Source organism: Acinetobacter sp. CAU_H_56 (assembly GCF_058599425.1).
In genome coordinates, this window is sequence record NZ_CM178654.1 from 2,887,050 (window position 1) to 2,911,337 (window position 24,288).

Here is a 24,288-nt window from a genome sequence, read left to right on the forward strand (position 1 = left end):
CCATGGGCTTACTATTTTTTAATTCGAATTATCACTGTTGCAAAATAACAACATTTAGAATGACTTGTAATTTAGACTTTGGTCGTTAAAAAATGATCAATTTAAACTGCTGAGTGCATGATGCGGTATCATAGCGTCATGCACAGTACACATCAGGCTATATGAACAGTTGGCTCATCATAGGGGTGCTCGCCCTCTATATCACTTTACTCTTTACTTGCGCTTTCTATGGGGAAAAACATGCCAGCCGGCTGAGTACCCGTGGCCGCATGCTATTGTTTAGTTTAACTTTAGGCGTTTACTGTTCTTCCTGGACATTTTATGGCGCGACTGGCGCTGCGGTTCGTGAAGGAATTATTTTCCTGCCGATCTATCTTGGTCCTCTGCTCTTTGTCGCGATTGGTTACGATATCTGGCGCCGTCTGGGACGGGTACGCCAGCACCATGCCATTTCTTCAATCGCGGACTTTGTCGCTGCACGTTATGGTAAAAGTGGGCCTCTGGCTTCGCTAGTCACCATTCTGGCAGTGATTGCCATCATTCCCTATCTGGCCTTGCAGTTGCGTGCTATTGCCTTGAGTGCGGCGGTCATTCTGGAACCTTCAGCCGGGATTACCAGTACCACCAATAGCGTACTGTTCCTGACTGGCGTCCTGGCGATTCTGGCGATGATTTTTGGTACCCGGCAGATTGCCAACACCGAACAGCATGGCGGCCTGATGCTGGCTGTCGCCTTTGAGTCTTTTGTTAAGTTATTTGCCTTGCTGGCCGTAGCCTGTTTCTTTATTTTTGAAGCACCAGAAAATCTGCCTCAGATCAGTAGCGATATTCAGTCAACCTTCCATGATGTACAGCTGTTTGGCGTACCGGAAAGTTTCTGGGTACAGACCCTGTTGGCTGCACTGGCGATTATCTGCTTGCCACGTCAATTCCACGTAGCAGTGGTTGAATTACGGGATGAAAAACATATCCGTGGTGCACGTCGCTGGTTTGCCATTTATCTGATTCTGACCACACTGGCAATTATCCCGATCGCCAGCTGGGCACTGCATGCGGCACCGCAATATCTGGCGATTCCTGATGTTGCAGTGCTGTCTTTACCGCTTAGCTATAATCAGGACTGGCTAACTTTACTGGCCTTCTTAGGGGGCTTCTCGGCTTCTACCGGTATGCTGCTGGTATCTTCAGTCGCTTTATCCATCATGCTAAGTAATGACCTGATCATGCCGGCGCTCTGGCGTTTAAACCTGATCTCACGGCATGACAAACGTTTACCACTGGTACTGAAATTTACCCGCCGGATCTGTATTCTGGCCGTGATGTTGATGGGCTTCCTGTTCTTCAACTTCTTTAATGATATTGACCAGCTTTCTGTTTTTGGCTTGTTGGCCTTTAGTGCTGTGGCACAGTTTGCCCCTGCCCTGATTGGTGGCTTGTACTGGCGTGGTGGAAGTAAGCAAGGTGTGTATGCGGGTCTGTTGACCGGTTTTGCACTGTGGTCGTATACCCTGCTATTACCAACAATTTTGCGCAGCCTGCCAGAAGCCTATCAGCAGTTTAGCCAGAGTTTTCTGGAACAGGGTCCTTTGGGCTGGAACTGGTTACGTCCTGAAGCCCTGATCGGTTTCGAATCTTTTGATCCTCTGACGCATGGTGTGGTCTGGGCACTAGGTCTGAATACATTCCTATATATCTGGGTTTCCCGGATGTTCCGTCCAAGTGTGGCTGAACAGATTCAGGCAGAAAGTTTCTTCTACTATGAAACCAAGCCGCTTCCTTCTCAAAGCCCATCCACTGATGTCAGCTACTCACATCAGGATGTGGCTCGTTTAAAAGTTGGTGACCTGATTACGCTGGCTAAGCGCATTACCGGTGAAGGCCCGACCATGCAGGCCTTCCAGCAGTTCTGTGCTCAAAATAGTGTGGAACTGAATGAAAATAGCAGTGCCAATGGCATGTGGTGGCGTTTTACCGAGCAGTATCTGGCCGGTACCATTGGTGCAGCATCGGCACGTACCTTGCTGACTACAGCGATGGTCAATAATGGCCTGGCCCTTGGTCAGGTGGCGAATATTCTGGATCAGGCCTCACAATGGCAGCGTTTTAACCAGAACCTGATCATGACCATGATCGACCATATGACCCAAGGGGTGAGTGTGGTCGATGAAAACATGTGTCTTGTTGCTTGGAACAACCAGTATCTGAAACTGTTCGATTATCCAAAAGATATTGTTTATGTCGGTTGCCCAATCGCTGATCTGATTCGTTATAACGCTGAACGCGGTGAATGCGGTCCAGGTTCGGTTGAAGAACATGTACGTAAACGGATTCACTGGATGCAGGTTGGTAGTGCGCATGAATTTGAACGGATCCGTAAAGACGGCCGCGTGATTCAGATGCGGGGTAACCCAATTGAAGGCGGTGGTTTCGTGACGACCTTTGCCGATATTACTGCCTTCCGTGAAAATGAAGCATTACTGGAAGCCCGGGTTCAGGATCGTACTCAGCAGCTCGCTGATGCCCTGTCTGAACAGCAACTGGCGCGTGAACAAGCCGACAAAGCCAATATGTCCAAGAGCCGCTTTATTGCTGCCGCCAGTCATGACCTGTTACAGCCAATGCATGCTGCACGTCTGTTCAGTACGGCGCTGGAGCAAAGTGTACAAAGCGAAGAAGATCGCAAGACCCTGCAGCAACTGGATCGTGCCCTGCATGGGGCAGAAAGCATGCTCTCAGCTCTGCTGGATATTGCCCGACTGGAGGGCGGTACGATTCAGCCGAAACGTCAGGCTTATCCACTGCATGACTTATTAAGTGATCTGAAACTGCAATTCAAATCCATTGCAGCACAGCGTGGCATCAAACTGCGGGTACATGATGCCCAGTTCTGGATCGATACCGATCCGCAATGGATTCGCCGGATTATCCAGAACTTTGTCAGCAATGCCCTGCGTTATACCGCCAAAGGTAAGGTTGTGGTGGGTGTACTGCGTTCTAGCAACCGACCGAACCATATCCGGATCGGGGTTTGGGATACCGGTCCCGGTATTGCTGAAGAACAGCGCATCAAGCTGTTCCAGGAATTCGAGCGTTGTGGCCATACTTCGCCTTGGGGTGAACAGGGTCTGGGGCTTGGTCTCGCCATCGTGCAACGTATGACCGGTTTACTGGATTATCCAGTTCATGTTTCTTCCGAGCTGGGCAAAGGCTCCTGCTTCATGATTGAAGTACCGTTGACCGCAGCACCGAAAGTCGTTGCCGCCCCTGTTCAGGCTGTGCCATTGAAGTCCAAGGCCTTTAAGATTCTATGTCTGGACAATGATGAAACTATTCTGGAAGGCATGTCGACCTTATTGACCAAATGGGGTTATCAGGTCTTTAAAGCCACCGAACCAGAACAGGCAGCCGAAATGATCCAGCAGGAAAATATTCAGGTCTGGCTGGTGGATCAGCATTTAAATCAGGACAAGATCGGTCTGGACTTTATTCTGGAACATCGCAGTAGTGATATTCCGGTGGCATTAATTACCGCAGATTCTGATCCGGAACTGCCACAGCGCCTGAAGGATTTAAATATTGTCCTGCTGAAAAAACCGTTGAAGCCTGCTTCACTCCGTTCCTGGTTATCCGGTCTGAAAATCTCAGGTAGCTAGAACTTTTTATTTTCATCTCAATGCCCATTTTAATGATTTAAAGTGGGCATTTTTTATACTGAACAAATACCTTTCTTTACCTGACTGGCAAAAAAATCAGGCCAATGTGCTAAAAGCACCAAATTTCACATAATTCCTGCTGATAAATTGCTCAAAATTATCATTTCAGCATTCTCTATGGCAAAAGCCACCAATTCTATTAATATACATGTGTACACCTAGTTACAATTATTTAAATATTTGTTTTAAATTAATTTTTAATCCTATTTTGTAGCAGATAGAACTTTGGTCGTATTTTTAATACAACAAGCCTAGTTCTAAAAATAGACAATATAAGAAACGATCAGTTTCCATCTGACAATGCCTAAATCCTTTTGGCAGCTGGTCTATTTGCACTGCTAGATAGGAGTTATAAAAATGAAACTCGATGAATCAATTGCTCAGCTTCCCGCACAGACTCAGCAATTCCATCGCCAATATGGTGCTAATGCCTTATTACCCAGCATCGACTGGGCACAAATGTTTAAATACAGCAAACTCGACGATACCCAGATTCAGGCACTTGAAACCTTGTATCAGCATGCGGTTCCTTTAGCCCTGCAAGTTTTTGATGAACTGCATTTTGATGTCTTTGAACCTTATGCCTACAAACCGCAAGGTTTAGGCTTATTTGAACGTCTGGCTGAACAGGAAAACAAGCTGATTGAATCTCTGGAAGCGGAAGCCGAAGATTTGCCAGCAAAAACCCGCTATCAGATCTGGAGTATGCTGCTGCGTGGTGGCGCTGTTCTGGTCTTTAAAGCGTGGCTCGGCAAAGTGAAAAATGAAGAAGATTGCCTGGACACGACCCAGTTTGATGAACTCTCTGACTTGCTCTTTATCAAGACCTGCCCACATGAACTGGCAGAGCACCTACAGGTCGATCCGAATAGCACAGACGAGCATGTGTTCCTGATGTATGAAGATGAAGTTTATCTGGACCGTTTTAACAGTCTGGAAACTGCTGCCCTGTTTGTTGATCTTGGTGTTTATGATTCGACTTTCCTGAGTCTGCGTGATGACCGTGTGGCGGAATATCTCATCTCCAAAGGCTATGTCACCCAAGAACAGATAGATGAATTGCAATCTGCACTGAACCCCATGTTCTGTACCGATGTCACCCAAAAACAGGATTATATTGCTTAATCTGCAATATTCTCAAAATAAAAAAGACCTCATGTGAGGTCTTTTTTATTTTGTAAGCTGCCTCACTTACATTTTCTTTTCTTCAATATTCAAGGCATTGATGGCAAGCACCGCCTGGGTACGGTTTTGTACACCCAGCTTACGGAAGATTGCTGTCACGTGCGCTTTAATGGTGGCTTCTGAAACATCCAGTTCATAAGCAATCTGTTTGTTCAGCAAGCCTTCGGCTACCATCATCAAGACACGGAACTGTTGTGGTGTTAAAGACTGAATCCGTTCTGCCAATGCAGTTTCATCTGCAGCACGCGGATCAAAGTTCATGTTGGCTGGCAGATTGGGTGGTAACCAGATTTCACCTTCAAGGACTTCACGAATCGCTTCACCAATATGGCTTGGATGTGCCGATTTTGGAATATAGCCCATCGCACCATGTGCAATCGCACGCTGGATAATGCTGGCTTCTTCGTGAGCAGAAACGACAATAATTGGAATCGAAGGATATTGGGCGCGAACGTGGACCAGAGCAGAAAAGCCCGATGCACCTGGCAGGTTTAAATCCAGAAGGACAAGATCAGGCTCAGGACCATTTTCTAGACGTTCATAAAATTCATTGACTGCTGCAGTTTCATGAATCTGCGCCTGTGGCAGACTATAACGAACAGCTTGGATCAGAGCATGACGAAACAGTGGATGATCATCAACGATTAAAATATTCATAGGACGTGAGAGAGATCTTGTGCACAGTAGCTCCTATTCTAACCACACAAGCCAGTTTATGGATATGCAAGATCGCCAATTTTTTAAATAATGTGGAGTTTTTCTTTAATTTTTTTAAATTTTGGCTTATTTCAATAATTCTTTAATTCTCATCACTTTTTTATATATGATTTATTCCTATTCTGCATAACTTATCTTTATTCAATATAAATATAGTTATCAGTCATTTATCCAGCTCTCTCCATTTCAGAAGCACATTTTCCGCTTATATAGAAAAATCAGATAACTTTTCAGCATTTCGTTATTTTACACCTACTGCGGCAATCGGGATTAATAGGGTCATTCCGAGCTTAACCATTTTTAGGTACTTCACATGTCCCATTTTTCCGAGCAAAAACCTTTAAACATCGTGGCTGTTTCTGGCGGCCTGAATCACCCATCTAAAACCGAAGCACTGGTTCAAGCCATTCTGGATGAACTGGGTGAAGCGACGCCAATCAATGTACATTTCATTAAGTTCAGCGAAATCGGCCAGCTTTTAGGTGGTGCAATTTACCGTAACCAGTTACCGCAACGCGTACAGGATGATCTGGCAGCCGTTGAAGCAGCAGATGCCCTGATTGTCGGTACGCCTGTTTACCGCGCTTCATTTACGGGTCTGTTTAAGCACTTTTTTGACTTCGTAGAACAAACGGCGCTGGTAGATGTACCGGTTCTTTTAGCAGCTTCTGGTGGCAGTGACCGTCATGCGCTGGTTCTTGAACACCAATTACGTCCATTGTTCAGCTTCTTCCAGGCACAAACTCTGCCAATCGGGGTGTATGCCACAGATCGTGACTTTACGCCTGAATACACCATTCATAGCGAATTACTCCGTACCCGTATTACCTTGGCAGTGGCTCGTGCCCTACCGATCCTTGAATGGGCGCCAGCAAAGGGGCAGCGTGCTGAGGTCATTAAAGAAAAATCTCAGCAAGCCAACCAGAACCTAGGCATCAATAAGCAAATCGAACAGGAAGAAGTTTTACCTTCCGCTGCAGTGCCAAGTCTGGATGCCGCAGAATCCCGTTTGCACAGCAAGAAAGCGCCAAAGACTCAAGTGGCTTAATAGCCGCTTCATTCAGAGGGTAAGAATAATGTCTCAAGATAAAAATATTGTATTTGCTTACTGGGTTCCAAATGTCAGCGGCGGTCTGGTGGTCAGCGACATCGAACAGCGTACTGACTGGAGCTATGACTATAATGTCCGTCTGGCGCAAACTGCTGAGAAAGCAGGTTTTGATTATGCCCTGACCCAGATCCGTTTTACTGCGGGCTATAACGCTGAAAACCAGCATGAATCAGTCAGCTTCAGTCATGGTATCCTGGCGAAAACTGAACGTTTAAAAGTGATTGCCGCGATCTTGCCGGGTCCATGGAAACCTGCGCTGGCAGCGAAGCAGCTGGCCACCATTGACCATCTGACCAATGGCCGGATTGCGATTAACGTCGTAAGTGGCTGGTTCCGTGGCGAGTTTGATGCAATTGGTGAAGAATGGCCGGAACATGACGAACGTTATGCACGTTCAGAAGAATTTATTCGCAGCCTGAAAGGGGTCTGGACTCAAAACAATTTTAGTTTTGATGGTAAATACTACCAGTTCAAAGACTATACCTTGAGTCCAAAACCGCTACAAAAACCGCATATTGAAATCTTCCAGGGGGGGAGTTCCCGGGCAGCACGCGATATGGCATCTCGCGTGTCTGACTGGTACTTCACCAATGGCAATACGCCGGAAGAGCTGAAAAAACAGATCGATGATATTCGTGAAAAAGCCAAAGCGAACAATCACTCTGTGAAAATTGGCGTAAATGCATTTGTGATTGCTCGTGACACCGAAGAGGAAGCGCAAGCAGTACTGCGAGAAATCGTGGCCAAGGCCAATGTTCAGGCGGTGAAATCTTTCGGTGAGGCAACGCGTGAAGCGGGCGCAGCGAGTAAAGAAGGTGAGGGTAACTGGGCCAAATCCACATTTGAAGATCTGGTGCAATATAACGATGGCTTCCGTACCAACCTGATCGGTACACCTCAGCAGATTGCGGAACGTATCATCGAACTGAAAAAAGTTGGTGTTGATCTGGTTCTTTCAGGCTTCCTGCACTTTATTGAAGAAGTGGAATACTTCGGTGAAAAAGTCTTGCCACTCGTGCGTGAACTCGAAGCGCAGCAAGCTGAACAGCAACAAGAAGCTGAGCTCGTTTAAACTATAATAATGCTCAGCATAACGATTCATTCCCTCAAGGCTCGGCTTGAGGGATTTTTTTGTGCAACACAGTGTTCTCGGCATAGAGATAGCCGCCTGCTTCATTCTTGACTAGAATGAAGCCAAACTCGATGAGATAGAAATTTAAATTATGTATACCGGTATCGTACAAGGCTTGGAAAAAGTCGTGGATATTTGCCAGGGCAATGGCTTCATTACCATTATCGTGAGCAACGAAAATCAGTTTTTTCAGGATGTCTTTATTGGCGCCAGTGTTGCGATCAACGGCGTCTGCCTCACCGTAACGACTATTGATCAGAAGCTAAACCAGATTCACTTCGATATCTCCGATGTAACCCTTGCCCTCACCACCTTAAAATCTCTTCAAGTAGGTGATGAAGTGAATGTCGAACGCTCTGCCAAAGTCGGTGCAGAAAATGGCGGGCATAATCTGTATGGGCACATCGAAGGCACAGCAATCATTAAAAATCTGGAACATCGGGGTGAAACCTACCATATCGACATTCAGATCCCGGATGGCAATATCAAATACTTTTTCTTAAAAGGGTTTATTGGTCTGAACGGCTGCAGCCTGACCGTCAATCGCGTTGATCGTGCCAATAGTGAAATTTCGATTGATCTGATTCCCGAAACTTTGCGTCTGACCACCTGGAAAAATGCCAAAGTAGGTGATGAAGTCAATTATGAAATTGACCAGACCACGCGCACCTTGGTGGATACCCTAGAAAATATTCACCAGCGTTAAAATGAAAGAGCCGCTTATACCATAGGCGGCTTTTTTAACTGATCATTCTGCCCACGTCTACGTTTCTATACAGAATTTTCAGGCGGAATGAATAAAATAATTGGATTCCGATTCAGAACGTTATTCCCATGCAGTTGATCTGGTTCCGCCAAGACCTCCGTATACATGACCATGCCGCACTCTGGCATGCGACCCAGCAAGGACCTTGTATTGCACTAGCAGTCCTCTCTCCCGGACAATGGCAATTACATCAGGATGCCCGGATCAAAACTGATTTTTATCTGCGCCGGCTGAAATTTTTAAAACAGCAGCTACAGCAACTGAATATCCCACTCATCATATTGAATATTCCTTTATGGGAAGATTTGGCGCCAGAAATATTGAATCTATGTCAAGCCCTGCAGATTGAAAGCTTACATGCCAATATCGAAGTTGGCGTCAATGAACTGGAACGTGATGCTCAGGTACAGCAATTGCTGCAACAGCAACAGATCAGGGTCGAGCTCTATCATGACCGCACCCTGTTTCCTCTCGGCAGTATACGAAACCAGTCCAATCAACCGTATCAGGTCTATAGTGCCTTTAAGAAAAAGTGCTATGAACGGCTAATTCTGGATGTACCCGTCTGCTATCCTGAGATTGAAACTCAAGATCCAATCCAATTACCTACTGAGCTCACGGATTTTGATCTGGAAAAATTCTCAGCGGATTATGTAGTAGAGCATGCTGCCCAACTTTGGTCTGCGAAAAATCGAACTGCCTTGGACCTGCTCGATGACTTTATCGAGGATAAAATGGCTCATTATAAAACTGACCGTGATCTGCCAGCAGTTGATGGCACCAGCCGTCTTTCCCCTTATCTGAATATCGGTATTCTCTCCATTCGCCAGTGTATGCAAGCTCTTTTTCAGGATGGCTATTTCCAGATTGAAGACTTGGGTCAGCAAACCTGGTTGGATGAACTCTTGTGGCGGGAATTCTATCTACAGACCCTGTTTGATTTTCCACGTGTCTCCAAACACCAACCATTTAAGCAAAATACTAATAATATCCAGTGGCGCAATGCCCCCGAAGATTTAGCTGCCTGGCAAAAAGGCCAGACCGGAATTCCAATTGTCGATGCTGGCATGCGGCAAATGCTGGCGACAGGTTGGATGCATAACCGGGTCAGGATGATCACTGCGATGTTCCTGTGTAAGAACTTGCTGATCGACTGGCGACTGGGTGAAAGCTGGTTTATGCAGCATCTGATTGATGGCGATCTGGCTGCGAATAACGGTGGCTGGCAATGGTGCGCATCAACCGGCATGGATGCCGTGCCCTATTTCCGGATTTTTAATCCGGTCAGCCAGTCCCTGAAGTTTGATCCCAATGGAGACTATATCCGCAAGTGGGTGCCTGAACTGGCGCATCTAGATGCCAAATCCATTCATGAACCTTATGCCAAAAATCCAGATCTGGAACTGGATTATCCAAAACCGATTGTCGATTTAAAAGCCTCTCGTGTACGAGCCATAGAAGCCTTTAAGCAGATTTAGAAGAAACTATCACTTCATCTAATATGAAAAGCCTCCAATATCGGAGGCTTTTTATTTTCATATTAAGAATAAAAACTTGGATCAGGCACTTTCCCGGTCAGTACCCATTCCCCAACTTCCTGATACTTATAATCCACCGGATCATGCAAGGTCTGGGTGCGAACATTACGCCAGAAACGGTCTAGATTCAGTTTGGCTATAGTCGCACGCGCGCCCATCACTTGGAAAATATTCTGGGTGATATAGAGAGATGTATTGGTGGCCGCGATTTTGGCTGTGGCAATCGCCACTGAAACTTCACCACGCTGCTCAGCAGTGAGATCATTGCCCAGATCCCACGCGGCCTGTAAGGTTTGAATCGCTTTATCAGCTAGCAGGCGTACACTTTCCAGCTGCACATAGAACTCGGCAAAATGCTTCTGGGTAAAGGGGTCATTCATTGCCTCTTCTACCAGTGATTTTGACCAGGCTTTTTGAGTCTGTACGGTTTGTTTGGCCACTTCAAACGCACCTTCTGCTACCCCGAGGAACATGTGTACAAAGATCAACTGGGCAATCAAAGGACGTAAGCTTGAATACGGTGTACTCAGTGGACCGGGATTTAAAAGCAATTCATTTTCATGAATTCTGACCTGCTCAAAATGACTGGTGCCGCTATCGGTCTGGCGTTGACCCATATTATTCCAGTCACCGAGAAAACTTACGCCCTTACGTGCTGTTGGAATGACCCCAATCAGTAATTTTCCAGCGTCGTTATAGCCTGAGCACAGTAAAATGTCGGAATCAATGGAGCCAGAACAGAAACTTTTATTTCCATCAAAAATATATTCTTTTTCAGCAACTTTTGTTGCGGTAGTACGATGGTCCAGTGGATTTAAGGTATTGCCCCAGAACAGGTTTTCCCGAGCGGTCTGTTCAAACCAAGGACCATATTGTTCCGGTTGGGAAAATAATTGAACCGTTGCAATCAGCAAATGATGAAACCCATAAACATGTGCTAATGAACTATCAACTCGGGCAATAATTTGAATGGTTTTAAAAATTGTCTGCCAGTCTGCTTCCTGACCGCCGTACTGTTTCGGAATAGACAGGCCCAGTAAACCGCTCTGGCGAATCAGATCACGCTCGGCTTTAGGATTACCGCCCTGCTTGTCACGAACTGCGGCCGTTTGAGCAAAAGTTTCTGCCAATTGCTGGGCAATTTTCAGGGGAGATTGATCTAGATATTGTTGTCGTACATTCATTCTTTTAACCTAAGTTCAGCATGGTTTTAGCTTAGCAGATTGCAGCTTGGCACTATATTCGAAAGCATGCAGAGCTTATTCCTGAGACAAAAATACCGGCAAATAATGCCGGTATTTGAACGTCCTAAACTTATGCCTGATTACGCTGCACTTCAGCAATTAACTGATCGACTACTTGTGGTTCAGCCAGAGTCGAGGTATCGCCCAGACTGTCCAGTTCATTGGCAGCAATCTTTCTTAAGATCCGGCGCATGATTTTACCTGACCGGGTTTTAGGTAAAGCGGGTGCCCAGTGCAAGGCATCTGGCGTTGCCACTGGCCCTAAAATTTTACGTACCCAAGCTACCAGTTCACCGCGCAACTGTTCAGTACTTTCAGTCCCTGCCTGCAAGGTAACAAAGGCACAAATCCCCTGTCCTTTGATGTCATGCGGCATACCGACAACAGCAGCTTCGGCAACTGCTTCATGGGCCACCAGTGCACTTTCAATCTCTGCCGTACCCAGACGATGACCGGAAACATTGAGTACGTCATCGACACGACCAGTAATCCAGTAATAGCCATCTTCATCACGACGTGCGCCGTCACCAGTAAAGTACGTTCCCGGATAGGTCGAGAAATAAGCTTCAATAAAGCGGTCCGGGTCACCCCAGATGGTGCGCATCTGGCCTGGCCAGGAATCTTTAATCACCAGATTTCCTTCCGCCACCCCTTCAATTTCCTTGCCTTCTGCATCGACAATGGCTGGTTGTACGCCAAAGAATGGACGGGTCGCAGAACCTGGTTTCAGGTCGGTCGCGCCCGGTAAAGGCGTAATCATGAAGCCACCGGTTTCGGTTTGCCACCAGGTATCAATCACCGGACAGCGGCTTTCACCAACTACCGAGTAATACCAGTTCCAGGCTTCCGGGTTAATCGGCTCACCGACCGAACCTAAAATTCTCAGGCTGCTACGATCACTTTCCCGCACATAAGCATCCCCCTCACGCATCATGGCACGAATGGCTGTCGGTGCAGTATAGAGAATGGTCACATTATGCTTGTCGACAATATGTCCGGTACGTGCCCAGCTCGGATATTGCGGCACCCCCTCAAACATGACCGTAGTTGTACCATTAGAGAGCGGACCATACAGTACATAGGAATGCCCGGTAATCCAGCCGACATCGGCAGTACACCAGAACACATCATCCTGTTTGATGTCAAAAACTTCACGGAAGGTGCAATTCACATAAGTCAGGTAACCACCTGTGGTATGCAGTACGCCCTTAGGTTTTCCGGTTGAACCCGAGGTATACAGGATAAATAAAGGATCTTCCGCATTCATCGGTTCAGGTGGACAGATCTCATTCACGGTCATGATTTCCATGTGATACCAGAGATCACGCCCCTGTTGCATTTCTACCGGATTGCCGGTGCGATGTACAACGATGACATGTTCAACCGATTCGGTGCCAGCAATTTTCAGGGCTTCATCGACATTGGCTTTCAGTGGAATAGCTTTGCCACCACGCATGCCCGAATCTGCGGTAATCACCATTTTGGCCTGACTGTCTTCAATCCGGCTGGCCAGAGAATCAGGTGAGAAACCACCAAATACCACACAATGCACTGCACCAATCCGGGCACAAGCCAGCATGGCAATTGCGGCTTCCGAGACCATTGGCATATACAGCACCACCCGGTCGCCTTTTTTAATCCCGTTCTTTTTCAGGACATTGGCGAAACGGCAGGTTTCATCATAAAGCTCGTGAAAAGAAATAATCTTGTGACGGGACGGATGATCCCCTTCCCAGATAATCGCCGGTTTATAAGGATGTTCCTTAAGATGGCGATCCAGACAGTTGGCACTGACATTGAGCTGGCCATCTGCAAACCATTCAATTTTAAAATTGTCTTTATCAAAACTGGTATTTTTAACCTGGGTAAAAGGTTTGATCCAGTCCAGGCGCTGTGCCTGTTCAGCCCAGAACTGATCCGGTTGTTCAATGGATTGCTGATAACGCTCAAAATACTCTGTATCAGTGGTACGTGCGGTTTTCTTAAATTCTGCTGGTACTGGATAGATTTCTTTCATTGTTCGCTTCCTTGATCTTGTTCTATCTCATCACGAGAGCTTGATGGCATTTTGTTGATTGTTTTTTATGCATAATGGCAGTATGTACTGCATATTTCAAATCCGACAATCATGCTTTCGTCGTAGATTATTTATTCAAATTCAATCAGAATAACTTCGGATAATGCTCAACTATGGCCAAAGTCAGCTAGATATTGCTATCGTCAAATAAAATGAGTCTCCCACTCTCGCTGTATTTTATACAGGCTTAGGATCTTGCCCATGAATTCAACTGAACCTTCCTATTTCCCTCCTCCTTTTCCTGCAGCAGATCATCCCTTATCGATCAGGGGCCGATTTGGACGTTTGAGTTTTATTGCCTGGTCTGCATTTTTACAGTTTATTTTCTTATGCAGCAGTATTGCGCTAGGTTTAAGTATTGATATTGTGAACATTGCCAGCCTATCGGTAGATTCGAACTGGCAAATTTCCCTACATGGCCTGTCCAGCCTGTTTGCCTTGGCAATCATGCTGGTCTACCTGTATTTCGGTATTGTGATTACGGTACGGCGCTTACACGATCTGGACCGTAGTGGCTGGTGGATGCTGCTATTCTTTGTGCCTTTGATCAATCTGTTTGTCTGGATCTATATCCTGCTTTTTCCAGGAACAAGAGGCAGCAATCAGTATGGCCCAATACGTACAAGCCCCGTCTGGGAAAAGATTGTAGCTTGGCTGGTAATCATTTTTACCGTATTGAGCCTATTGGCGACGACTGCATTATTCTCTTATATGAGTGAAGGTGAACCTTCAAGAATCCCAAGTGAAGTGAAACAAAAAACGACTGAGTTCTTTTAAACCAATTGTGTCTGTTTTGCATAAATATATTGTGTATAAACTTCGCTGTTGTTAATTTTTTGCAGTAGTTGAGGCAAAATAAGCGAAATTTAAATTGTGGAGTTTTTGTGGCTGAGCAAGAGAATACTTTAAGCCAGGTAACTGAAGGGACGACTGAGCTCCTGCATCAGGCGACTGAAAAAACTGCCCAAACTGTGATCGAACATACCTCCAAGTACAATGATGCCTATAGCACCATTGACAAGATCATGGAGGGTTTCTGGGAGCGTGTGCCTTATTTCTGTATTGCGCTAACAGTCATTGTCATTTTCTGGTTACTGTCAAAACTGTTTAAGTTTTTTGTCCGTAAGACTTTAGAAAACCGTACTTATACCCGACAGAATCTGGTGCTGGTGCTGAACCGTGTCGGTAGTACCGTGATTGTTTTCTTCGGTGTTTTAATCGGGCTGGTGATTGCGATTCCAGGTTTCACCCCAGGTCAGCTGATGAGTGCGCTTGGGATTGGTTCGGTGGCGATCGGTTTCGCATTTAAGGATATTTTCCAGAACCTGCTCTCAGGTGTACTAATTTTGCTGGGTGAACCTTTCAAGATTGGCGATGACATTATCGTGAATGGTCTGGAGGGTACCGTAGAAGATATCCAGATTCGTGCAACCTTTTTACGCTCGCCAGATGGTCGTCGTATCGTAATTCCAAATGCTACGGTCTATACCAGTGCAGTCACAGTGAATACTGCTTATACCCGTCGCCGCTGTGAATTTTCGGTCGGGATCGGTTATGAAGATGATATCCAGAAAGCCAAGGATATTATTACTGCAATTCTGGATAAAGATCCGACCATCCTGAGTCAACCTGCATTTAGCGTCAATGTGATTGCACTGGCAGACTTCTCGATTACCCTCAAAGCCTTATGGTGGGTCAATACCACTGAAACAGGCATAGGCACCTCAATCAGTGCCGTTCAGGAACGGGTGATTCAAGCCTTTGCTGAACATAACATTTCGATTCCATATCCGGTGCAGGAAGTGAAAGTCTATCGTGGCGATGGCCATGAGGATGCCTCAGCTCGCGCTAAACAGTCGACCTAAAACATACGAAATCGCCGTTTCAGTACGGAGAATACGGTTGCCAAGGCTCACTGCCTGGCAGCCGTTTTTTATGAGCAAATCGACCTCATACGGAATAAAGCCACCTTCCGGACCAATGACAATCGTGCAAGGATGCTGAAGTGCATATGGCATCGGCTGTTCGGCATAAGGATGTGCAACAAAGGCTGGACAGTCTGCTGTAATGAGTCCAGACAAGATATCTTCGACAAAAGGTTTAAAGCGTTTATACAGCTCAATTTTCGGAGCAAGCGTATCTCCTGCCTGTTCTAGCCCAAGATCTACATAATGGTTTAATTGCTGCAAAAATGGGGTCTGCCAATAGCTTTTATCCACCCGATAGCTATGCAATAAAATGATTTTCTCTACGCCCATGGTGACAGCATCCATGATCAGACGGCGCAAAACTTTAGGGCGTGGCAAGGCCACAATCAAGGTAACAGGCAGCTTTGCAGGGACTGATTCTTCTTGAATCGGTTTCAATAAAACTGCTTTTTCAGAAATTTCGACAACTTCAGTTAAATACCGTTTCCCTTCCCGAATCCCAACTTTTAATGTGTCACCAACCTGAATCTCAAGATGCTGTTGCAAATGCTCCAGTTGTCGCTTTGAGCTAATCGGCCATAGTTCAGATTCGGTTTGGCGGGGATCAAGCAGGACGATATTCATAAAAAATTAACTCAACAAATCCATCACTGGATACGCGGAAACGTCATCCACAATTGTCCGAGGCAGGACTCTTTTTGCCTTATATAGGTTCTGCGATATCTCTGCAAAAAGATGGTATATGACGAGTTTTGTGGATGACAAATGGTTTTGTTACTTTTGCCGAAACAAAAGTAAAAGAAAGAAGAGTTCCTAGCATTAAATCTATAAAGATAAAGCCTAGTTTTAACCTTATACAGTCAATCCATGAAAATCGGCTTCTTCACAAATCAGAATATAATCAAAGATATTGATCAATCGCCTGAATATGCCTTTCAAGTGAACCCTGATTCTGCTGCATAATCTTTTGTGCAGCAGTATTCAAACTTTCAGCTTTAGTTGAATTATTCAGAATTTCTAGCAAAGTCTCAGCAGACTGTTTAGCATCCTGCACTACTTCTACCGCATGCGCCTGAACAAACTCATCGACAATCGTCTGAAAGTTAAAATAGTTTTTACCCAGAATCGTTGGAACATTCAGCGCAATCGGCTCCAGAATATTATGTCCACCACCCGGTTCATTCAGGGAACCACCAACATAACAGGCTTGGCTCAAGGCATACCAGAGCCACATCTCGCCCATGGAATCCGCCAGATAAACCTGAGTATCTTCTTCGATACGTTGTTCCAGGCTACGGCGTTGGGTTCTTAAACCTAAGGATAGTGCAGCTTGGAACACCTCATCGAAACGTTCCGGATGGCGTGGCACCACGATACAAACTAATGTCGAATCTGCATCCAGCGCAGATTTAAGTTCAGCCATTAATTGCTGTTCTTCAGGCGCATGCGTACTGGCGAGAGTAATGATCTTCCGGCCTTGCAGAGACCATTCCTGTTTCAATTGGGCAGCATGATTAATAAATTGCTGCGGTGCCGTGATATCAAACTTGATATTGCCCAAGACCTGAGTTTTTTCTGAAGCTATACCTAGATCAATATAACGCTGCTGGGTTGCTGTATCCTGAGCCAAAAGGCCGGTTAAATTCTTAAGCATGCCACGGGTTAGGCCTTTGACTTTGCCATAGCCTTTGGCAGATTTTTCAGAAAGACGGGCATTCAATAATAGGCAACGCACATTAAAATTCGGTGCCTGGTCAATCAGATTTGGCCAGAGCTCAGTCTCCATCAATAACAGCAATTTAGGCTGATATTTTTGATAAAAATCACGAATCAGGGTTTTCTGGTCAGCTGGCAAATATACAGCTTGGAATAAGTCTAAATAAGGTTCTTTTAAGAAGAGAGATTTGGCACGTGCCTGTCCGGTCTTGGTGGTATTGGTCACTAGAACCGGATGCCCAAGTTTTAAGTAATGTTCAATTAAAGGTTGAGCGGCATTGGTTTCCCCTACGGATACTACATGAAACCAGATCGCCTGCAGATTTTTAGGGGACTGGAAAGGACCAAAACGTTCCAACAGTTCTTGTTCTAATTGTTCCGGACTGGTCGCACGTTTACGTATACGGGATTGATAAAGCGGTTTCGCTAGCGCCAAGGCTGCGTTATACCAGAATGGAGTAGCCACATTGCGCCCCAAAACAGATTCAATCGGCAAAATATAACAGAGCCACATCGACATGTTAATCGATGTGGCTCTTATTTCGAATTATTCTATGGTGCTTAATACTCTAACTTCTGCCAAAGTTGGATAATCAATATAACCTTCAGCCACCTGACTGCCGATCATATTTTCCATTTTCAGCTCATTAAGCGGTGCATTATCAAGCAGACGTTCGTATAGATCAGGATTTGCAATGTAGGCTTTACCAAATGCGACTGCATCTGCCTTTTCAGCTGCCAACAGCTCAATCGCATCTTCACGACTCAGTTGCATATTGGCAATATAAGGTACTCCACCTGAACGCTCTTTCATATATTCGGAAATACTGTCTTCAGCCAGATATTCACGGGTAAAGAAGAAGGCAATCTTGCGCTTGCCCAGCTGCTCCATGGCATAGCCAAATGTTTCACGTGGATCATTATCCCCCATGTCATGGTCATCACCACGCGGCGCAAAATGTACCCCTACACGATCCGCACCCCATACTTCAATCAGTGCATCAGTTGCTTCTAGCAGGAACCGTGTACGGTTTTCAACTGAACCGCCGTATTCATCTTCACGCTGATTGGTTTTGCTTTGCAAGAACTGGTCAATCAAATAACCATTGGCAGCATGTAATTCAACACCATCAAAACCGGCTTCTTTAGCACGAATCGCGGCTTGCTTATATTGCTCGGTAATCGCGTGAATTTCAGAAACTTCCAAGGGACGTGGCGTAACGTATGGACGTTTTGGACGTAACAAGCTGACATGACCCGCCTGTTGTACTGCACTTGCAGAGACTGGTGTTTCACCATTTAACAGATCCGGATGTGATACACGACCAACATGCCAAAGCTGGGCAACGATTAAACCGCCCTTCTCATGAACCGCTTGAGTGACCTTTTTCCAGCCTTCGACCTGAGCATCGGTAAACAGTCCTGGAGTATTTAAATAGCCATTGGCTTCTTCAGAAATCACTGTAGCTTCAGAAATGATCAGACCAGCACTTGCACGTTGCGCATAGTACTCAACCATCATTGGGGTTGGAACACGATCAGCAGTTGCACGGCTACGGGTCAGCGGCGCCATGATGACACGGTTTTTAAGCTCTAACGCACCGAGCGTTAAAGGAGAATTTAATTCAGCCATCGTTACTCCCACCTGTTAAAGGTGTTGTTGTAGGTGTTCGATAAATTGCTGAATCAAAGTTTCATTGCGGGAGAAATATGACCACTGTCCATGCTTGGTCGCAGTGATCAGGCCAGCCTGCTGTAATACCGACAGGTGATTGGACATGGTGGACTGTGAAACCTGGCCTAAACGTTCAATTTGACCTGCACAGACCCCACGTTGAAAGCCACCACACTCTTCCGCAGACAGATATTGCTCCGGCGATTTTAACCATTCCAGAATTTGTCGACGGGTCGGATTGGCTAAGGCTTTAAAAATTAGATCAAGGTCCATAGGCACATCACAATCAGTAGCGCAACGAAACTTCATTCAGCATCTGCGACTATTATATCGTATTTTTTCGATTTATATATCGAATAATTTAGATATAAGAGTCACAGTCTGTTAAAGCTTTATTACGCCAGCTTTTAAACGATTTCTTACAGGCCCTGTTTCAGGCTTGCTTCGATAAATTTGTCCAGATCACCGTCCAAGACTGCGCCAGTATTGGAGTTTTCTACCCCTGTACGCAAATCCTTGATACGTGAATCATCCAGGACATAAGAACGGATCTGGCTACCCCAGCCGATATCAGACTTGGAATCTTCCAATGCCTGTGCAGCTTCATTACGTTTATTCATTTCCAGCTCATATAGCTTGGCACGCAATTGCTTCCAGGCATGGTCACGGTTGGCATGTTGTGAACGCTGGTTCTGACATGCCACCACAATACCGGTTGGAATGTGGGTTAAACGCACTGCAGAGTCAGTTTTGTTAATGTGCTGACCACCCGCGCCTGATGCACGATAAGTATCGGTACGGACATCTGAAGGATTGATTTCAATTTCGATATTGTCATCTACTTCAGGTGAGACAAACACGGCAGAAAATGACGTATGACGACGGTTGCCCGAGTCAAATGGTGATTTACGCACTAAACGGTGTACACCAGATTCGGTACGTAACCAGCCATAGGCGTACTCACCTTCCACACGAATCGTCGCAGATTTAATCCCGGCAACATCACCGTCAGATTCTTCCATCAGTTCAGCTTTAAAACCATGACGTTCGATCCAGCGCATGTACATACGTAGCAGCATAGACGCCCAGTCCTGTGCTTCAGTACCGCCGGAACCTGCCTGAATCTCCACATAGCAAGGGTTTGGATCCATCGGGTTGCTGAACATACGGCGGAATTCAAGCTTCGCCAGTTCTTCTTCAGCCGTATTCAGCTCAGTCTGTACATCTTCCAGCATGGCCTCTTCATCTGCTTCAACCGCAAGGTCAAGCATTGCCTGGGCATCTTCAAGCTGGGTGGTTAAGCCGTCCAGTACATTGAGTACATTCTCAAGCTCGCCTTTTTCTTTGGCCATGGCCTGAGCACGACTCTGGTCATTCCAGATCGCCGGGTCTTCTAATTCACGCAGGACTTCTTCTAAACGCTCTTTTTTCAGATCGTAGTCAAAGATACCCCCGTAGTGTTTGACCACGTTCGTTTAAGTCTTTTAATTGGTTTAGATACGGATTAATTTCCACGTGAATTACTCTCAATCAAAATTAGGTATAAATTCTTAGGTCAATATTATATCACAGTCTATTTCGCCAATTTATAGCGATAAATCCATCTTTAAGGCTAAGCAAGAAAATGTCACTAGCACATTTTTTAATTACAAAATTTGTCAGCCCGATAAAATAGCTAAATATTATTTTTAATACTTTCTCATTCTATTCTTAAATATATTTCGCTGTATTTTTATACTCAATTTTTTATTCATTTTAAAACCCTAAAACCCCTACAAAATAAGATAAAAAATAGCATTTTCAATACATTCCACAATATCTACACACTTTTAATAAAACAAAACATTTCATTTTTAGTTTTTGAATTCAATTAGTTATTAAATGAAAATTACATAATATTACCTTACTCACAATGTAGTAACTTTCCTTTGATTGACGATTATTAGAATTGGTCTAGACTTAAAGTTGTAACAAAAAGTGTATTAATTTTAGCCATATTTTTCAGAGGGGAGTATCCGCATGAAAAAACTAGCAATCGCTTCAGCATTACTTTCAGCCGTAGCTCTTACAGGTACAGCAGCTCATGCTTATCAAGTAGAAGTGGGTGCATCTGCAGGCCTAACAGACCCGGATAATGGTAGCTCAAGCGGCTCTTTTGGTGTTGATGGCACATACTACTTTAATCCAGTTGAAACACGTAATGCACCATTAGCCGAAGCAGCTTTCCTTGATCGTGCAAGTAATGTGAAAGCTCAATATCAATATGATGATTACGACTCTTCAGAACGTCACCGTTATGGTGTAGGTGCTGAATACTTCGTACCAAACTCAGATTTTTATTTGAGTGGTAGCGTAGGTCGTGATGATTCTAAATACGACTATGCACCTGATTTTGACGAAACCGTTTATAGTGCCGAAGTCGGTTATTTACCTGCACCAGGTCTGTTAATTGCAGCAGGTGTAAAAGGTTATGACAATGACTATGATGACGGTGTAGATCCAACTTTACGTGCTAAATATGTGACCACTTTAAGCAATGGTAAAGACATTAACCTTGAAGCTGGCGCTGCCTTTGGCGACCTGGATGAGTACAACTTAAAAGCTGACTACTTCATCGACAAAACTTTAAGTGTTGGTGCTGATTATCAAAGCAAAGACAATGGCCCATATGACTCAAATGAATTTGGTGTAAGTGCACGTAAATTCTTTAATGAACAAGTGAGCTTGGAAGGTCGTGTAGGTTTTGGTGAAATTGGTAACCAAGACTACAACAAATTTGGTCTAGCTGCGAAATACCGCTTCTAATCCCTACAAAAAGTAAGTCAATCTTAAAAAGCCCATCCTCGCATGGGCTTTTTGCACTTTTAAAAAGCATTTAGGTAGTTTTTGCACATTGACGGGGCGGATATAAACTGTACAATTTGTTACAACTGTTCATGAAACAGTCATATTTTTATAACAAAGAGAGAAATCTAAATGCTTAAAAAACTTGCTCTTGCGACTGCACTTATTGCTAGCCTAGGAACTGCACACGCTTACCAAACCGAAGTTGGAGGTACAATTGCTTTTGTAGATCCAGATAATGGGGATACTTCTACTGGTTTTGCAATTGATGGCACTTATTACTTCAATCCAGTTCAAGTAAAGAACTCGCCTCTTAATGAAGCAGCTTTTTTAAACCGAGCTAGCAATATTAACGCAGAAGTTTCTTATATCGATTACGATGTAACCGATGTCACAACTTTCGGTGTAGGGGTTGAATATTTTGTTCCAAATTCAGATTTCTATGTAAGTGGCTCTATTGGACAAGCATCTACTGATACACCAGCTGGCGATTTTGACACTACATTTTATAGCGCAGAATTAGGTTATTTACCCGCACCAGGTTTATTAGTTGCGCTTGGTCTTGCTGGTGTTTCTGAAGATGATGCAGATGATGAAATTGATCCAACTTTACGTGCTAAATATGTGACTCAATTCGGCCAATACGACATGAACTTTGAAGGTGGTGCAAGCTTCGGTGATATTGATGCTTATAATCTAGGTGCAGACTTATACCTCGACAAAACTTTCAGTGTCGGTCTTGGATTCTCTGATTCCGACGTCGAAGGTACTGATGTATTTACCATTCGTGCCAAGAAATTCTTTAATCAGCAAGTTAGCCTAGAAGGCTCAATTAATTTTGGTGACAATGCTGATATCTTCGGTGTACGTGGTGCATACCGCTTCTAATACCTCCGATGAAAAGCAAAAAAACCGCTCACTTGAGCGGTTTTTTATGGTCTATTGTTCTAAATATATAATTCGCATCTGCAAGCTGACATTACCATTAAAGACATTTTTATCCAGCTCATAAACCAAACGCGTGTCTTTCATCGGGTCAAATTGATATTTATCTGCTGCATTGAAGGCGATCGCATCTACGACCTGGCCATTTTCCAAAGCCACGCGTAATTTAAGATGCACATCTTTGAGCCAGCGATAGTCCATGATTTTAAACACGCCGTCAAAAATCGGTTGCGGAAATTTTTGTCCCCATGGACTTAAATTCTGCAATAAATCGACTGTTTCGATTTGAAAAGCAGAATCTGGCAGTGCGCCATCGGTCCATAAAGTGGCAGTGAATAAATCCTCATCCATCGCAGCAATCAGTGCCTCAAAGACCTGCTTAAACTCAGCAAAATTTTCTTTTTTCAGGGTTAAACCTGCTGCCGCTGCATGGCCACCAAAATGGCTAACTAAATGTGGATATTGCTCCGCCACCTGTTCAATCGCATCACGGATATGAATCCCTTCGATGGAACGTGCCGAACCTTTGATATGAATCCCATCTTCATCTGCTGCAAACACAATACTTGGACGATGGAACTGTTCTTTTAAACGCCCCGCTACAATCCCGATCACACCCTGATGCCAGTACTGTTCAAACATGATCAGTGCGGCAGGCAAAGTATTCTCATCGAGCTGGATTTTTTCCAGTTCAGTCAAAGCTTCCTGCTTGATTTTGCCTTCGACCTGACGACGTTCGACATTCAGTTTATTCAACTGTTCTGCGAGTGGATAAGCGGTTGCCAGATCCGGAGCGAGCAAACACTCAATCCCGATATCCATGGTTTCCATACGACCCGCTGCATTAATACGTGGACCAAGTACAAAACCCAGATCCTGCGCTTTGAGCGTGGCAGCATCACGACCAGCAATTTCCAGCAAAGCACTGATACCAGGTCGGCAAAGATGCTGCTGAATCCGTTTTAAGCCAGCATCCACCAGAATACGGTTGTTATAGTCCAGACTTGCAACATCTGCATAAGTACCTAAAGCGACCAGATCCAGATAATTGGTAATAACCGTTGAAGATTTACCGAGCTTTTTACGATGAGTCGATAGATTCGCCAAGACATAAAAAGCTACCCCTACACCCGCCAAGGCCTTACTTGGAAAATCACAGCCCAGCTGATTGGGATTGACCACAGCCTCTGCTACAGGGGTAGGCTTGGTAGTTAAGTGGTGATCGGTAATAATAACCTGCATGCCATGATCCTGCGCCTGCTTCACACCTTCATGACTGGAAATCCCGTTATCCACTGTAATTAAAAGATCCGGCGTAAAATTGGCAAAAGCCAGATCCGCAATCGCAGGTGTCAGGCCATAACCATACTTAAACCGGTCAGGAACCAGATACTCAACATGGGCACCCATATCACGCAGGGCGAGTACCATTAGTGTTGTACTGGTCGCCCCATCAGCATCATAGTCACCGACGATTACGATTTTCTGGCCAGTATCTATAGCCTGATCAATCAGCTGGATCGCTTCTGTTAAGCCTTTCATGGTCGGTGCCAGTAGATGCTTGAGTTTAAGCTCCAGCTCCTGTTCAGATTCCACACCACGGCGTGCCAAAATTTCGGCTACGAATGAAGGCACGCCCTGAAAAGATTCAGGGCGTGTCAGTAAAGGTCTTTGCTTGATTTCAAGTTTAGGCATTG

At 45.0% G+C, this 24,288-nt stretch carries 19 protein-coding genes; 10 read left to right on the forward strand and 9 right to left on the reverse strand.

Going from position 1 to position 24,288, the window contains the following annotated elements; all coding sequences use genetic code 11:
* The first annotated feature begins 161 nt into the window (after positions 1 to 161).
* Together AC4MCC_RS13650 and AC4MCC_RS13655 are read left to right on the forward strand one after the other, a co-directional pair.
* Positions 162 to 3,653: a PAS domain-containing hybrid sensor histidine kinase/response regulator gene (locus AC4MCC_RS13650; RefSeq protein WP_491885446.1), complete on the forward strand. Its 3,492-nt coding sequence runs from the start codon at positions 162 to 164 to the stop codon at positions 3,651 to 3,653.
* Between the two features lie 417 nt (positions 3,654 to 4,070).
* Entirely contained in the window at positions 4,071 to 4,838 is a 768-nt protein-coding gene (locus AC4MCC_RS13655) for a hypothetical protein (RefSeq protein ID WP_491885447.1), read from the forward strand.
* A gap of 66 nt (positions 4,839 to 4,904) precedes the next feature.
* Here the strand turns inward: AC4MCC_RS13655 and AC4MCC_RS13660 are convergent, their stop codons facing one another.
* Positions 4,905 to 5,555, reverse strand: a complete 651-nt coding sequence (locus tag AC4MCC_RS13660) for a response regulator (RefSeq protein WP_004781530.1) — start codon at positions 5,553 to 5,555, stop codon at positions 4,905 to 4,907.
* 373 nt (positions 5,556 to 5,928) lie between these two features.
* Here AC4MCC_RS13660 and msuE point away from each other — a divergent pair, with 373 nt between their 5' ends.
* From msuE to AC4MCC_RS13680, 4 genes are all read left to right on the forward strand, one after another.
* Entirely contained in the window at positions 5,929 to 6,663 is a 735-nt protein-coding gene (gene msuE / locus AC4MCC_RS13665) for an FMN reductase (protein ID WP_419374864.1), read from the forward strand.
* Positions 6,664 to 6,691: 28 nt separating this feature from the next.
* Positions 6,692 to 7,798 (forward strand): dimethylsulfone monooxygenase SfnG, encoded by a 1,107-nt coding sequence (sfnG, locus tag AC4MCC_RS13670; protein ID WP_419374865.1) that lies wholly within the window; start codon positions 6,692 to 6,694, stop codon positions 7,796 to 7,798.
* A 151-nt stretch (positions 7,799 to 7,949) separates the two neighbouring features.
* Positions 7,950 to 8,564, forward strand: a complete 615-nt coding sequence (locus tag AC4MCC_RS13675; protein ID WP_168416825.1) for a riboflavin synthase subunit alpha — start codon at positions 7,950 to 7,952, stop codon at positions 8,562 to 8,564.
* Between the two features lie 128 nt (positions 8,565 to 8,692).
* A complete protein-coding gene (locus AC4MCC_RS13680) occupies positions 8,693 to 10,102 on the forward strand; it encodes a cryptochrome/photolyase family protein (RefSeq protein WP_419374866.1) in 1,410 nt (469 codons plus the stop codon).
* 62 nt (positions 10,103 to 10,164) lie between these two features.
* Here the strand turns inward: AC4MCC_RS13680 and AC4MCC_RS13685 are convergent, their stop codons facing one another.
* Both AC4MCC_RS13685 and acs read right to left on the reverse strand, forming a co-directional pair.
* On the reverse strand, positions 10,165 to 11,346 hold the full coding sequence (locus AC4MCC_RS13685; RefSeq protein ID WP_419374867.1) for an acyl-CoA dehydrogenase family protein: 1,182 nt from the start codon (positions 11,344 to 11,346) through the stop codon (positions 10,165 to 10,167).
* Between the two features lie 130 nt (positions 11,347 to 11,476).
* Positions 11,477 to 13,423 (reverse strand): acetate--CoA ligase, encoded by a 1,947-nt coding sequence (gene acs, locus AC4MCC_RS13690; protein ID WP_104426735.1) that lies wholly within the window; start codon positions 13,421 to 13,423, stop codon positions 11,477 to 11,479.
* A 261-nt stretch (positions 13,424 to 13,684) separates the two neighbouring features.
* Here acs and AC4MCC_RS13695 point away from each other — a divergent pair, with 261 nt between their 5' ends.
* Positions 13,685 to 14,260: a DUF805 domain-containing protein gene (locus AC4MCC_RS13695; protein ID WP_034170236.1), complete on the forward strand. Its 576-nt coding sequence runs from the start codon at positions 13,685 to 13,687 to the stop codon at positions 14,258 to 14,260.
* A gap of 107 nt (positions 14,261 to 14,367) precedes the next feature.
* A complete protein-coding gene (locus AC4MCC_RS13700; protein ID WP_159123798.1) occupies positions 14,368 to 15,348 on the forward strand; it encodes a mechanosensitive ion channel family protein in 981 nt (326 codons plus the stop codon).
* Here the strand turns inward: AC4MCC_RS13700 and AC4MCC_RS13705 are convergent.
* The 5 genes from AC4MCC_RS13705 to prfB form a co-directional block, all read right to left on the reverse strand.
* The gene (locus tag AC4MCC_RS13705) at positions 15,322 to 16,035 is read right to left on the reverse strand and encodes a 16S rRNA (uracil(1498)-N(3))-methyltransferase (RefSeq protein WP_419365477.1); all 714 of its coding nucleotides are present in this window, start codon (positions 16,033 to 16,035) and stop codon (positions 15,322 to 15,324) included. The genes AC4MCC_RS13700 and AC4MCC_RS13705 overlap by 27 nt on opposite strands.
* A 277-nt stretch (positions 16,036 to 16,312) precedes the next feature.
* Positions 16,313 to 17,593 carry a 3-deoxy-D-manno-octulosonic acid transferase gene (locus AC4MCC_RS13710; protein ID WP_419365491.1) on the reverse strand — a complete coding sequence of 427 codons (1,281 nt, stop codon included), beginning with the start codon at positions 17,591 to 17,593 and terminating at the stop codon, positions 16,313 to 16,315.
* Between the two features lie 81 nt (positions 17,594 to 17,674).
* The gene (locus AC4MCC_RS13715) at positions 17,675 to 18,760 is read right to left on the reverse strand and encodes an alkene reductase (protein WP_166139484.1); all 1,086 of its coding nucleotides are present in this window, start codon (positions 18,758 to 18,760) and stop codon (positions 17,675 to 17,677) included.
* A 15-nt stretch (positions 18,761 to 18,775) separates the two neighbouring features.
* Positions 18,776 to 19,075, reverse strand: coding sequence for an ArsR/SmtB family transcription factor (locus tag AC4MCC_RS13720; protein WP_121979733.1), 300 nt, complete (start codon positions 19,073 to 19,075; stop codon positions 18,776 to 18,778).
* A gap of 146 nt (positions 19,076 to 19,221) precedes the next feature.
* Positions 19,222 to 20,317 (reverse strand): peptide chain release factor 2 gene (gene prfB / locus AC4MCC_RS13725; RefSeq protein WP_180139362.1). Its coding sequence is split into 2 segments (ribosomal slippage): positions 19,222 to 20,244 and positions 20,246 to 20,317, totalling 1,095 coding nucleotides; the frame shifts between segments, so codons are not numbered across the junction.
* Positions 20,318 to 20,821: 504 nt separating this feature from the next.
* Between prfB and AC4MCC_RS13730 the strand changes: the two genes are divergently transcribed.
* Together AC4MCC_RS13730 and AC4MCC_RS13735 are read left to right on the forward strand one after the other, a co-directional pair.
* On the forward strand, positions 20,822 to 21,607 hold the full coding sequence (locus AC4MCC_RS13730) for a putative porin (RefSeq protein WP_034703585.1): 786 nt from the start codon (positions 20,822 to 20,824) through the stop codon (positions 21,605 to 21,607).
* 171 nt (positions 21,608 to 21,778) lie between these two features.
* Positions 21,779 to 22,534: a putative porin gene (locus AC4MCC_RS13735; RefSeq protein WP_419374868.1), complete on the forward strand. Its 756-nt coding sequence runs from the start codon at positions 21,779 to 21,781 to the stop codon at positions 22,532 to 22,534.
* 51 nt (positions 22,535 to 22,585) lie between these two features.
* Here AC4MCC_RS13735 and recJ read toward each other — a convergent pair whose 3' ends face one another.
* Complete coding sequence (gene recJ, locus AC4MCC_RS13740; RefSeq protein WP_491885860.1) at positions 22,586 to 24,286, reverse strand: single-stranded-DNA-specific exonuclease RecJ; 1,701 nt, start codon at positions 24,284 to 24,286, stop codon at positions 22,586 to 22,588.
* Between the last annotated feature and the right edge of the window lie 2 nt (positions 24,287 to 24,288).